We start from the raw sequence: 13,607 nt of genomic DNA on the forward strand, positions 1-13,607 counted from the left end.
TCAGTTCATTATAAAAAGCTTAGATTTTTGTCTTGACAACTGAACCACTATAAACCGCTTACCATTAGATGATGCAAATGTATAATTTCCAATGTATAACCTCTCGTTGTTATACTTTTCAAAAATATGTAAACTAGCGACCAGTTGCTGATACCAATTCAATTGGGTAATATCATAGCCCAACTCATCTTTTATACTTTCCACTTTTAATTTTTCAATAATGCAGTTTAAAAATTCAATATCAACGATCTCTTCTTTATTATCAGCAAAATGCGATTCTATCATTTCTCCAACATACTTTTCAAAAAAATAGCAAGTTTCTAAAAGAATAAATTGATAACATGCATAGATTATGTATCGCGTTTCCCTATAATTAATATTTCTCTCTAACTTAATAAGTTCTTTCAATTGTTCATCATCCCACATATTAAACGCGCTTGAAAAAACTTTTATTCCTACGTTAAATGACCCGTATATATCAGATAACTCATGCCTTAATTTAGATGGTATATATCGCATTGACATTACAAGTAAACGGATTTGATAAAGAGCCACTCTTTCAATAATATTTTCTTCCATCCTTTTTTCATATGATTTAATAAGAACTAACGTTTTGTTTTCATCTAATTCAGCTCCATATGATATTTCTGGATTTAAAGACAATTGTACTATTTTTTTTGCAAAATTATATTCAATTATATTGTCGCTTTTATTCTTATTAAATAATGCTAATCCATAAAAATCTCTCCATTCAAAATTATTAGCAATAAATATACAAGATAAATCGAACTCACTGTCATGAGATGAGTGATTGTTATAACGTGTATTAATAAGCTTAACAGCCAATTTCTTATCGCCAATAAACTTTAATTTCCTGTTTAGGTAATAATACACTGTTATAGATCCATCAGCTTCCTCAAATATCTTTATATACTCTTTCTCCCTACCAGCATAATGTATATGACTACTTTCTTCAGCTAGCATACTTAATACTGTTGATTTACCTGCTCCATTTTCTCCAACAATAGCAATAACATCATTAATGTTTTTTCCATAAAAACACTCTATTTCTGAATCCCTTTTTTGTATATATATCTGTCCTTTTTCAAATAGAAATTCTACTATATAACAAGATAATAATGTAAAACCATCATTAAATTCAAAATCATTTCGGCTTCTGCCATATATATTCGCTTTATGACAGTCTTTAGACCAGAAATAGATTAACTTCATTGTATTTTCTCCTCTCTTATTAGAAATGAGAGACCAATAAAAGAATAAATTATAAAAATAACAATCCGTGTTAATATAGATTATATCATCTTCAGCTAAATCTGTCATTCTGCTTAGCTGAATTATTTCCGCATTAATTAAAATAAAAAAAAGCTATTGCCACAGCACAATAGCCTTCTTTTTATCTATACCACATGAAATTAAGCAGGTTTAAAGACTTAAATACCTATAATTTTTATTCACCCTGATCACGCTGTCGCCTTTGATCAGTGTGAATCCACCGCCAGCTAGTTCTCGCATATATCCAGCTCCAGATACCCTCTGTGGCGTTGAAATATTCACCGGAGCTGGGACTTATAAACAGCAGGGCAAAGTCCGCTTCCGTCGGTGCTTAATAAAGAATCCCGCCTTCATTTTCCTTGGCAGCGGCATTAACACCCTGTCACCGATTTCTGCTGTTCGCGGAAACGCTTCCACGGACCTGCAGCCCTTACGCACAGCAGCGTTCCGACCAGCGCCGCACCGCACCAGAACAGTATGACGGCGGGCCATCCGGCAGTTTGAGCGATCAGCGCGCTCCCGCTTCCTGACAGAGCGCTTCCCACATAGGTACAGGAGTTAAACAGGCCGGAAATAAAGCTCACGCGCCCGTTTTTTCCGAAGTAACGCGGAAGCATGCTCGCCAGAATCACATTGACACCGTACATACATCCCGTGATGACCGCCGATAAAAATACCGACAGCACCGGGTTGGCTGAAAACATCAGCAAAAGCAGCAGAGCGCTCAGACAGGAAGGCAAAAACAGACTTCCTGCACATAGCAGCTCATTTTTTATGAGCCTGCGGTTGAGCTGCAGGGTCAACTGCAGACAGCAGATACCGAATATAGGCAGTATAATGCCGGATAATACCGATACGGCACTGCCCAGATGGAAGGTATCCGACAGATAAGAAGGCATCCAGGTGGTGACACCGTCCCGGAGGATCCCCTGCATGACGATGGCAACCATAATCATGCCTATGAGAAGGAAGGGCGTATGGCTTCGGGCCCCCTCTTTGTTTTGAAGGTTCCCCTCCCCAGCGGGCAGCCCGCTGGTATGATTCGCAACAAACTTGCGCAGACGTTTTTCCGCCGCTCCGACTCCCATAAACCAGATGACCGAAAACACCAAGGCTGTGGCAGCGCACAGGAAAAACAGGCTTCTCCAGCTTCCGCGTGATATACAAAGCGGCGCCAGAAGATAAACGGCAATGGTGCCGACAGAAGAACCGCAGGTCACCTGTACACAGCTCTTCTTATACTGATCTTCGTCCAGATAGGTGGACATCAGCCTGACTAACGGCGGCCAGATCAGGGCCTGTGCGAACCCGTTTACGCACCAGAAGCACAGGACAAACCCCGGATATGTAAAAAGCGGTACGGCCAGATTCATCGCTGCCGAAAGCAGCAGTCCCATAAGCACCATCAGCTTCGGACTGATCCGATCTCCCATCCAGCCGCTGATCAACTGCCCGCCCCCATAGGTGATACAGCTGCCGGTCAGTGCGAGGGCTGCGGATACCTTGTCAAACCCTGCCTCCTTTTCAATCTCCAGCAGGACCGAATTGTAATTGACACGGGTGATGTAGCTTACAAAGTAGCTGATTACACACAGCCAGACAAGCATCATGCGAAATTTTTCTTCATTCTTGCTCATTCTCTTTATCTCTCTTTTTATTTCCTTCTAAGAATTTAAAAAACACTCCATCCAATCCCGCCTGAATGGAGTGTCTTTATGTTACATGCCGCAGGTGATATGGCTGCTGCCGTGGTTATAACCGGTTCCCATAAAATGCTGCATCTTCCAGTGATAGCTGTGGGCGAATCTCTTCTTGCAGTATTCGCTCTCAACCGCGTTTACATCTCCCCAGATGCGGACTTTCCCCTCATCCTGGTAGTATACCATCAGCATCTCTCCCGGCCGATTCATAATCTTGCCGCTTCTTACCACTCCAGTGCCGCCGGCAAAACCGTGTATCCTGCCTTCCCGGTCCACAACATATCCTCTCTTATCTCCGCCGGTTACATAGAACTCATGGTAACCGTCCCCGTCAAAGTCGATGGGCATGGCCTCATGTCCCTTAAATGGGATGGGGGCTTTCAGAGGTTCGCCTGTCACGGCATCAAAATAAAAATCCTCCGGCTCCGTATCCACAATAGCATTATTGATCACGCGGCGGGTGATGCGCATCGCCATCGCCACCTTCCGGTAATCCGGTTCAATATTGGCCATCCAGCCGTTGTGCATGTGGCCCACGCTCTCCACCGCAGTCCATGCTCTTTCGCCCTTTTCGTCATAGGTAACGACTCTGGGTTCGCCCTCCTGCTCGTAATCCTCACGGCAGGTATAGATATATTTCTTTCCGGTCTTATCATCCACAAAAGGAACCACGATATCGGAATGGCCGATATACTTTCCCTTATCCCCGCAGAACACCTCGTGGCCGTCCTCGAGGCTGATCAGGCGCTCTCCCCAGAACAGCTCATCCACTCCGTCATCGTTGAAATCCAGCACCGGACACAGATGGCTGGAACGCGCTCCGCCGTCATCATAAGGGATCTTGATGTCCCAAAGCTTCTCCATACCGGCCCCATAGCCTTGCAGATACATGTCTCTGTAAGTTCCCTGGGCGGTCACCAAAACCGGCTTGCCGTGCACATATCCGCCCGTAATAAAGAAACGGTAAGAATGTGACATGGTATCGTCAATCGTATTGTCCGGCCATTTCCACTGCCCGGTGGTCTCTCCGGTCAGAGGATTGATGCGTTCCAATACGCGCGCGTTGAGGCTGAACGGAATATTGGGATTTAAGTTGTTCAAAAACCAGATCTCATCCACTCCGTCCTGATCCAGATCAAAGGATATGAACGGGGCATACCATACGCCCGGAATCACGCCATTTCCCAGATCGCGCTTCCACATAACAATCCCATCCATGGTATAGAGCGCCATTTTCAGGGTATCCTTCGGATAGTTAAAAAGTTCCGGCCACGGATCCAGATTTTCCTGTCTCGAATATACAAATAACACTGCCTCCGGCCGGTCCTTCCCCAAAGAAACCGGAACCGAACGCACCTGGCCCAGCGACATACCCAGATCAAATTCCTGCAAACATTTAATTTCCACCTTATTTTCCTCCATTTAACTCAAGTTTACCTGCCACGCTCTGCGGATAATCATGCACTTTCTTTCCGTTCACATACAGTACATTCTTTTCTGTCTCATAGCGGTCGCCGTTCCCCGTTACGACAACCGTTTTCCCGTCCCCCATGACGATTTCCATTTGCTCCATGTCCCTTAAGAGCTCATCCGCATCCCGGTATTCTCCGAAGGTCCCCACCTTCAGCACCCAGACATTGTTACGCCCGGGGCTTATGAATTCCCGTCTGCGGCAGGCCCCCTCCGTCTGCATCTTAAGGCCGTTTAAGGCTCTGATGCCGATAAAGCCTCCGTTCTTCTCAAACGCGGCCGCACTGCTGCCGATTTTATAGCTGTCAAATTCCGAAAGAGGCGCATATGCATGCGTATAATCCAGCAGATTCTCCGCACCGATACGGTATTCCAGGATGCTTATATTCCTGTACTGGGCCGCAAACGGAAGACATCCGTTGCCTGCCCAAAAGCCGGGACGCCCGTTTCCGTATATCTCCGCCTCGCCCGGATGATTTACAAATACCTGGGCGGTGCCGTCAAGCGTCGCCTGGACAATGCTCTCCTGATAGCCAGGTCCGAAAGGCCGGAAGCCAACGGCCGTGGACAAAAGCGCTCTGGAATTCTTATACAGATACAGGTTTACATACCGGTCAATGCCCTGAGTATTCTGGTGGATCAGCTCTTCGTCCCCCTTCAGGCCCACATACCGCGCATATTCCGCCGGCGGTTCGTAGTCTTCCACCACGATGGGAACCAATGCCCGGAAATGATCGTTCATATATCCCGCATTGTAAAACAGGTACAAAAGGGATGGCATTCCGGTGCTGTAGCTCCCCTTCAGCTCTCTTTCATATGTCCTTCCAAAGCTGGTCATGATATTGCCCCTATGCTCGTTGACCGCCAGAGAAAACGCCAGCATATCCAGCGCCTTCTTCGATTTCTCATGGAGAGGTGAACCCTTGGGCGTCAAATCATAGAGATAACCCAGCCCCATCACATCAATGGGCAGATAAGTGCTGGAATTCCACCCGGTGGCAAAATCCGTAAAAAAGCTTTCAAACCAGGCGTTAAGCAGTCTCTCCGCCTTTTTGCAGGCTTCCCGCCCTGTCAGGCCGCTGCAGGTAAAGATCCGCTCCGGCATCGACTGTCCCGCGAAATACTGGCTGATATGAAACATCAGGGCGTGGTTTTCGCTGAAAAACCACATCACATCGTCCCCCGGCTCATCACACCAGTAGCGGTATCCCGCCATCGCATCTTCCACATCCCGCTTCAGCTTATCTGAGAAAAGATGGGAAAAACGGACATACATATATACCATGATGATCAGCCGGAAATCCGAACAGTCCCGCCTCTCATTCACCCAGGCCATATGATTGGAGAGTATTTTCTCCAGATTGTCCGGCACCTCGCCGTCATGCAAGCGGATCACCGCCCGGTAATCGCTCCCCTCGTCCGTATCCCGTATGATGGCGCGGATTCTCTGCTTGCGTTCCTCATAGGTGTCCTCATGGTAGGCCATGAACTGCGTATTAAAGGAATAGGTCCCGATCACCTTCCCGATGACCAGCCCTGACACCGCAACCTCCACCCGGAAGAAATAAAAGCTGGAGGGCACATCATCCGCATGGAACAGATACATCTGCTTCTGCCCGGGCAGGATCTGATAATGCTTCGGCCCGGTAAACCGGTCCGGAGTGAGCACCATCTGCACCGGCTCCTCTGCAAAGGATTCCAGATTCAGGCAGACAGGCTCGCTTAGATATGCCTCTTTTTCAAAGTACATGGCGGACAGCGCATGCTCCGCAGCTTTTACGGCATCTGTGTCCACATCCTCCCTGACCGGAATCCGTATCCGCAGTTCCTGCTTTCCCAGATAACGGAGTCGGTAATGGTAATCCGTATCCCGTTCCGCCAGATCCTCCAGACAGACCGTCAGCTCATTGATCCCTTTCTTAAGGTGCATGGACACTCTGGTATGCTTCTCTTCATTTCTTGTAAACGGCGTAAAATCCGTCACAAGTTCACCGTTTAACCAGACGGTCACGGCGCCGCAGGTGGAAACCTCTGCTTCCGCCGTTTCTTCCTGCGGCACATCCAGAAGAGTATAGCCATAGCTTCTTAAATATTTGGGATTCTCATAAAAACCGGAATCGGCTATTCCCGCGTTTCCGAACGGGAAGTATACCTTCAGCTTCTTTTCCTGTCCGAAGGATTCCACCTCATCCCCGTCAAGCAGGCCGCCAAACTCCATAAAAGGCGGGATATTTCCCATGCGCCCCTGAATGACTTTTGCTCTGTATGGATTGTCATGAATGGAACTGCCCTTGATCAGCCACTCATTGACCCTCCCCTCAAACGCCGTTTTCTGAAACGGGCTGTCCTTCAAAAATACACCTGCCGTCAGGAAACGGTTGACAAACCCGCCTGAAAATAATCCGTATTCCAAGTAATTCATAAAATCCCCCGATCAGTCAAAAAAGATTGGATTGGAATATGCAGAACGGCCAGCCGCGTCCATACACTCCGCACGAATCAATTTCTCATCGCCTTTCAGCTTCGTCACAAACTCAGTGACATGTCTTCCCAGCTTGCGCTGATACTGTCTTCTCTCACCGTTGATATAGATGCGCACACAGGGAGAGCATACAACATGAACATAGTCATCCTCTACGTAAAATTCATAGATGGAAGGGCCTGTGGAGGTATAAAAACTTCCCGCCTTCATCGCTTCTATAATCGCCTGGGGCGAACGGTCAGCCGCCTTTACCACGGTAAAGCCTCCAAAGGAATCGCAGTAGAGCGAATCCACATCGCCGTCAGCGGGGCTGTGCCCGTTGTGGTTATCATCGCTGCCGCCGTTCCAGAGCTTGCAGCCCCTAAGCAGCATCTCAGTCCAGAAAACACTGCCGTCGCCCATGTTTTCCAGCCACTCTGTGGCATAGTTGATGATTTCCACCGCATGATACGGGTTCTCATCTTCCACCTCTGGGCTAGTGAGCAGAGACCAGTGCGGGTGGTTCAGCATGACATAGCAGCCTTTTTCACGCAGCCTGTAGCACAGGTCCAGTGATACCTTGCCGGTTCTTTCAGGCAGAGTCATCTTCTGTCCCGGCTCAATCCCGTCTATTTTGTCCGCCCACAGGAAATTCACATGAATATCCTTGTCATTGCCCGCATTTCCCCAAAGCTCAAAGCCCTGAATCATGGTAAATGTATCGTCCGTCAGCATACGGGTATCCGTATAGGTATCATGATCGGTAACCGCCAGGAAATCGTAGCCGTGCCTTTTGTACGCTTCTTTCATTTCCTCAGGCGTCCAGTGCCCATCTGAAAATACAGTATGGCTGTGAATATTTCCTTTTAACCAGACCGCATTTTCATCCTCCAAGAAAATTGACTTTTTCATAATTTGGCATCCTCCATGCTCTTCGCCTTAATGCATATCTAAACGTTTCCAGCCTACAGGAAAATAGGATTGGAATACGCAATGCGTCCATACTTATCCACACACTGGACGCGCACATACTCTTCGTTTCCCTTTAAGGGAATCTGGCCTTCCATCAGATCCACGCCCAGAGCGCGCATCACTTTTCCATGGTTTCCGCTAAGGCAGATGCGCTCACAGGGGGAACATTTCACCGAGGCCACGCCGTCTTCCACGTAAAAGTCATGGATTTCGGGACCCATGCTGGCATAGAAGCTTCCGGTCTCGATGGCTTCAATAATGGATTCCTGGGTGAAGGCCTTTGCCTTTACCACTATGAATCCGCCAAAGGAATCGTTTTCGATCAGGTGGAACGGCCATCCGTCGCGGTGGACATAACCGTTGTGGCTGTCATCCGTAGCCAATCCCCAGAATCTTTTGCCCTTTTTTAAAAGAGCGTCCCACTCTCTGGCATCGTCTCCCAGCAGATCCAGCCACTCGCTGGCATGATTGTATACCTCCATACAGGTAATGCCCGGAAGGTCAATGATCTCATCCCATTCCAGCGCAGACCAGTAAGGGTGGTTCAGCACCAGTATATTGTTGTCGGCGTGTCTGCGCAGAAACTCAAGACTCTCTTCCGCTGTTTTGATATCGAACATCTCATCCTGTTCAAAATCATACTGATCGTTTTTACAGAGCACGTTTACATGCATCACCTTTTCCGGCGATTTGGGATTGCGAAGGCTGGCCTCAAAACCGGGCATCATCAGAAACTTATCCTTCTCGTTCAGCTCCGGATAAGCGGTAAATATGTTGTGATCGGAAAAGCAGAGGAACTGGTATCCTCTCTCCTTATACGCCTGGGCTACCCGCTCCGGCGGCAGTTCGCCGTCGGAGTTGGTAGTATGCGTATGAAGGTTACCTTTCAGCCATATGCCATCCTCAATAAAATTGGTAAACTTCATAACAGTCTCCCCTATGAATTATTTCATATTTGCGTCGTACCATGCCGCACGCTCATCCAGCACATCCTGTAAATGATTCTCCACCAGGATCTGGTACTCTTTGTCATATACTTCATCAAACTTGCCTTCCGGCGCTGCCATTACCTTCAGCACGAATTCACAGATCAGAGACTGCAGATTCGGCACATACTGATCCGTTTCCAGCGCTGCCGGAATCAGGCACTTGTCATAATAGTTGCTGTACTGGATCCTGATCAGGTCTTCCGCCACATCTTCCGGCACATCCGGCTTGCCGGCTTTGTAATTACGAACCAATAAGTCTTTTTCAAATGCAAAGTTTGCCCTTAACAGGTTTGAATCATTGGAGCTGTATGTCATGCCCATATCAATCAGTTCCTGTTTCTGTTTCATTACAGGCGCACCGTCCACCATATCGCTGCCCACACCGATCACAGCATATTTTACGTTCATTGCATTTTCTTCATTGGACAGCCATGCCAGATACTTCACGACCGCATCGATTCTGTCCTCCGCTGTCTTCGGCACATATACATAGTGGGACAGGGGATCCTGTGAGGGCACTTCATAAGATCCGTCCGCATTCGGCAGCGTCTCCACCTCAACCATGCGGTAATCGGGATCCTCCACTGTGGAATATGCGTCCATACCGCCGGCGTTGCTGATCACAAAACCGATTTTGCCGTTAGCCAGATCCTGGTTTAATTTCGTATTGTCAGTATCCACCGCGTAATCCGGGGAAATAATTCCGTCCAGCACGAACTGGTTCAGCTGCTTTAATCCCTCTTTATGACCCGGTTTCAATACAGTCGTAAAGGTGGGCTCATAAATATAGTTATCTCTCTCATTCGCGCGGCTCACATAGGAAAGCAGGAAGTTGGTATACATACCGTCTGTGATCTTTCCTGAGAATCCCATAGGAGTGATATCCGGATAATTCTCTTTCATCGCATACAGCACTTCGATCAGCTCTTCCCTGGTCGTAGGCATTTTCATTCCCATCTTTTCAATCAGATCCTGACGTATATAGGCGTCATGACCTTTGCCGTGGTAAGCATATACGCCAGGCAGTGCATACTGTTTTCCGTCAAACTGCGTGAAACCGATGGCATCCTGGTTCTCAGACAAATATGCGGGGTCCAGCTGATCCATATAAGGCGTCAGATCCACAAGACCGCCCTGGCTTCCGTAGGTAGCAACCCTCTGCCTGTCATAGGTTCTGATGATATCAGGCGCGGTTCCGGCTGCCAGCATCAGGTTTACCTGGTTATCCGCCCCTGAACGGGGTACGGGAACAAAATTCACATGAACACCCTGGGGCTCCATCTGTTCGTTGATCCAGCGGGTCAGCTCATTATCCGTAAGGGAATTGCCTGCCGAATACTCATCACCGCGGTCATAAACCATAACATTGATATCCACAATCTTCTCCGGCTTTGCCGCCGCACTTGTATCTGCCTGTGCGGTTGTTGTTTCTGTTCCGGCCGCTGCGCTTGTTGTAGCCGCCGCAGTAGTAGTTTCCTTTTGATCCGTTTTGCTGCTGCAGCCTGTTAACAACAATACTGCCGCCATTGCCAGCGCACACATTCTGCTGAAATGTTTTTTCATATTCCTACCTCCAATTAGTCATTATCCAATTTCTATTTTATAGAACCATTCCGTTTAATAACGGTCTTGCGTACGCCCTTACGTTTTCTCATGGAAGCGTACCGCAGTTTATCATCTGTCCTCCTTTCCGCCATCCGTTTCCGCCGTGCATTACCCACAGCGGAAAGGACCTGATTTATTGTATAACCCGCCAAACTTTACTGTCTATCTTTCGTCCGCAGGTCATATATAAGATTATATGGCGGCTATTCTTTTACTCCGCCGATCGTAACGCCCTTGGTGAAATACTTCTGCACAAAAGGATATATGAGCAGCATGGGCACCATTGCGAAAACAATGGTGGATGACTTCACATTCTCCGGCGTGATCTGCATGGTCGCCATCTCCTCCGGCTTATACGGTATGGTCAGGCTGTCCAGCATAAGCTTGAGCTGGTACTGCAGTGTATACAGATCCGGTTTATTCACATAATACAGCACATCGGTAACGCCGTTCCATCTGGAAATGGCATAAAACAGCATAATGGTGAAAATCGACGGCAGGGACAACGGAATCGTAATCCGAAACAGGCATCCCCATTCCCCGCACCCGTCCATATAGGCCGCTTCATACAGCGCTTTATTGATTCCGGCAAAAAACGTGCGCAGGATAATCAGGTTGAACGGGCTGATCATGCCCGGGATCACCAGCGCCCATACCGTGTTCATCAGGCCAAGATTCTTGATGAGCAGATAGGCCGGCACGGTTCCGGCGCTCACATACATGGTGACTGTAATGATGGTCTGGAACACATGACGCCCTTTCAAATCGGTCTTTGACAGAGGATAAGCCGCCAGAATCGTCATAAAGGTAGCTAACAGCGCATAGCCGACCGTAAGGAATATTGAGTAAAACAGTGAACGCACAATACCGCTGTTCTTAAACACCATCTCATACGCTTCCGTGGTGAACTCCACGGGAAATATCCCCACGATACCCTTTGCAATGGCGTTCTTTCCGCTGAAGGAAGTTGCCACAATATTCAATATGGGTATCAGCGTAATAACAATCGCCAGACAGCAGACAATGATCATTACAACCTGGTATATGCTCCATTTTTTATCATAAACGGAATTCATTACATGATCCCCTCCTCTCCAAGCTTCCTGGCAGTCCAGTTAGCCGCCAGCACCATAATCAGCGCAACCACGGACTGGAACAACCCGATCGCTGTGGCAAAATCATATCTTCCCGCCTGCAGACCCACGGAATATACATAGGTACTGATAACAGAAGACACATCCTGGACAAGCACGTTGCCCATCAGATACGGGCGTTCAAATCCGATCGACAGGATCTTACCCACATTCATGATGGTCATGGTAACGATCGTCGGCCTGATCTGCGGAAGGGTGACATGCCAGATGCGTTTCCACCGTCCGGCTCCGTCTATGTAAGCCGCATCATAGAGTTCGACGTTGATTCCCGCCATGGCCGCCAGATACACGATCATACCGTATCCGGCCCCCATCCAGATGCCGGTCCCCCAGTAGATAGCGCGCCATTTTTTCGGATCTCCGACAAAATTGACCGGCCCTATATCAAATGCGCCCAGCACATTATTTACAATGCCGCTGCTGCCAAACACCTGATACACGATACCTGCAACGACTACCATGGACAGAAAGTGCGGAAGGTACAAGATTGTCTGCGTGGTCTTTTTCATCCGCTCATGGGTCATCTCATTCAGAAAGATAGCCAGCACAATCGGGAAGGGAAAGTTGATAAACAGCTCGCCCAGATTTAATATAATAGTGTTTTTAATCGCCGTCTGGAACTCCTTGGCGGCAAACGCTTCCTTAAAATGCTTCAGGCCAACCCAGGGACTGTCCCAGATTCCTCCGAATATATTGTAATCCTTAAAGGCTACAACAATGCCGCCCATGGGCAGATATGCAAAGACAATAAAATACAGCATGGGCAGTACCAGCATGAGGTAAAGACTCGCTCTTCTTTTCACATTTACGCCTCCTGTTCTCTATACCACTCCAGCCCTTCAATCAGGGCAAGCAGCGCAAGCGCCTGTCCGTAATGCATTTTGGACATGGGAATCTGTCGGTAATGTTCCAGCGTCCTACCCACATTGGTTCCGTAAGAGACTCCCATCAGTTCTCCCTCCGGACTGATCTTTGCCAGCACCGCTTCTATGGCTTTTTTACCGCACTCTTCATATCCCGGGTCCAGATAACCTTTGCGGATGCCTTTGAGTATACCGTAACAAAATCCGGCGGTGCACGATGATTCCAGATAAGAGCTTTCATCGTCAATCAGTGTATGCCACATTCCGGAAGGCGACTGATACCGCGCCAGAGCCTTCGCCTGTTCCTGCAGCGCGTACACCGCATATTTTCTGATATAGGACGGCAGTTCGAACATTTCCAAGAACTCCGGGATGAAAATGGTGACCCAGCAGTTCCCCCGCCCCCACAGGGCATTGGCGAAATTGTTTCTCTCTGCAAACGTCCAGCCATGATACCAAAGCCCGGTTTTTGTATCCGTCAGATACTTGACATGAATCATGAACTGATAAATCGCTTCGTCCGTATAATCCTGTCTGTCAAAGACTTTTCCGGCTTTAGCGAGAAACAGAACCGTCATTAACAGGGTATCATCCCAGAGTTCCTGGTCGTTTTCCAGTTCCGCGTGGCTGTGCTGGAGGCCTTCCTCTGCAGTTCTCTTCATGTCATGCATAATCCATTCCGCCCACTCCCGCATAACAGCCTCATACTCTTTGCTTGGACGGATCTCATGCACACAGGCCATAACCAGCAGCGGAGCAACTGTGTTCACATTTTTCTCAGGCAGGCCGATTTCCATCCTATTCTTCAGCCATGCCTCTATGTAATCCAGATACCGCTCGTCCTTTGTGAACTGATACAGCTTATAGATTCCATACAGTCCGACTCCGTGTGTCCAATCCCAGCATGCGAAGCGTTTTGCCTGCAAGGGGGTCCATCCCAGCGATTCCGTCAGATGACTGCGGTAACGTTCATCTGAGGAATACAGAAAATCATTCAGATTTTCTCCTACTTTTTCAATGATTTGAAAGTATTGTTTCTGTGTCATGTTGTCCTCCGCATTTACACGTGTTAAATGATGAAGCAAAAAAAAATTTAAATT

At 48.0% G+C, this 13,607-nt stretch carries 10 protein-coding genes; all 10 read right to left on the reverse strand.

From position 1 onward, the window contains the following. Positions 1–1,233 carry an ATP-binding cassette domain-containing protein gene (locus DWZ56_RS13315; protein ID WP_158584580.1) on the reverse strand — a complete coding sequence of 411 codons (1,233 nt, stop codon included), beginning with the start codon at positions 1,231–1,233 and terminating at the stop codon, positions 1–3. Positions 1,234–1,664: 431 nt separating this feature from the next. Then, a complete protein-coding gene (locus DWZ56_RS13320) occupies positions 1,665–2,930 on the reverse strand; it encodes an MFS transporter (RefSeq protein WP_118557131.1) in 1,266 nt (421 codons plus the stop codon). Between the two features lie 81 nt (positions 2,931–3,011). Beyond that, entirely contained in the window at positions 3,012–4,400 is a 1,389-nt protein-coding gene (locus DWZ56_RS13325; protein WP_147369424.1) for a hypothetical protein, read from the reverse strand. Between the two features lies 1 nt (position 4,401). Then, positions 4,402–6,885, reverse strand: coding sequence for a hypothetical protein (locus DWZ56_RS13330; RefSeq protein WP_118557133.1), 2,484 nt, complete (start codon positions 6,883–6,885; stop codon positions 4,402–4,404). Between the two features lie 12 nt (positions 6,886–6,897). After that, positions 6,898–7,836: a CehA/McbA family metallohydrolase gene (locus DWZ56_RS13335; protein ID WP_118557134.1), complete on the reverse strand. Its 939-nt coding sequence runs from the start codon at positions 7,834–7,836 to the stop codon at positions 6,898–6,900. A gap of 53 nt (positions 7,837–7,889) precedes the next feature. Then, entirely contained in the window at positions 7,890–8,822 is a 933-nt protein-coding gene (locus tag DWZ56_RS13340) for a CehA/McbA family metallohydrolase (RefSeq protein ID WP_118557135.1), read from the reverse strand. A gap of 18 nt (positions 8,823–8,840) precedes the next feature. Further along, positions 8,841–10,448, reverse strand: coding sequence for an extracellular solute-binding protein (locus tag DWZ56_RS13345; protein ID WP_118557136.1), 1,608 nt, complete (start codon positions 10,446–10,448; stop codon positions 8,841–8,843). 245 nt (positions 10,449–10,693) lie between these two features. After that, complete coding sequence (locus DWZ56_RS13350) at positions 10,694–11,566, reverse strand: carbohydrate ABC transporter permease (RefSeq protein ID WP_118557137.1); 873 nt, start codon at positions 11,564–11,566, stop codon at positions 10,694–10,696. Next, positions 11,566–12,447 (reverse strand): ABC transporter permease, encoded by an 882-nt coding sequence (locus DWZ56_RS13355; RefSeq protein ID WP_118557138.1) that lies wholly within the window; start codon positions 12,445–12,447, stop codon positions 11,566–11,568. Before DWZ56_RS13355 ends, DWZ56_RS13350 begins: the two co-directional genes overlap by 1 nt. A 2-nt stretch (positions 12,448–12,449) precedes the next feature. Then, entirely contained in the window at positions 12,450–13,553 is a 1,104-nt protein-coding gene (bglB, locus tag DWZ56_RS13360; protein WP_118557139.1) for a beta-galactosidase BglB, read from the reverse strand. Positions 13,554–13,607: the final 54 nt, after the last annotated feature.

Source organism: Lachnotalea sp. AF33-28 (assembly GCF_003477885.1).
Classification (GTDB): Bacteria; Bacillota; Clostridia; order Lachnospirales; family Lachnospiraceae; genus AF33-28.

Coding starts and splice junctions, on each gene's coding strand:
- DWZ56_RS13315 (WP_158584580.1), bottom strand. CDS start 1,233: ATGAAGTTAATCTATTTCTGGTCTAAAGACTGTCATAAAGCGAATATA.
- DWZ56_RS13320 (WP_118557131.1), bottom strand. CDS start 2,930: ATGAGCAAGAATGAAGAAAAATTTCGCATGATGCTTGTCTGGCTGTGT.
- DWZ56_RS13330 (WP_118557133.1), bottom strand. CDS start 6,885: ATGAATTACTTGGAATACGGATTATTTTCAGGCGGGTTTGTCAACCGT.
- DWZ56_RS13335 (WP_118557134.1), bottom strand. CDS start 7,836: ATGAAAAAGTCAATTTTCTTGGAGGATGAAAATGCGGTCTGGTTAAAA.
- DWZ56_RS13340 (WP_118557135.1), bottom strand. CDS start 8,822: ATGAAGTTTACCAATTTTATTGAGGATGGCATATGGCTGAAAGGTAAC.
- DWZ56_RS13345 (WP_118557136.1), bottom strand. CDS start 10,448: ATGAAAAAACATTTCAGCAGAATGTGTGCGCTGGCAATGGCGGCAGTA.
- DWZ56_RS13350 (WP_118557137.1), bottom strand. CDS start 11,566: ATGAATTCCGTTTATGATAAAAAATGGAGCATATACCAGGTTGTAATG.
- bglB (WP_118557139.1), bottom strand. CDS start 13,553: ATGACACAGAAACAATACTTTCAAATCATTGAAAAAGTAGGAGAAAAT.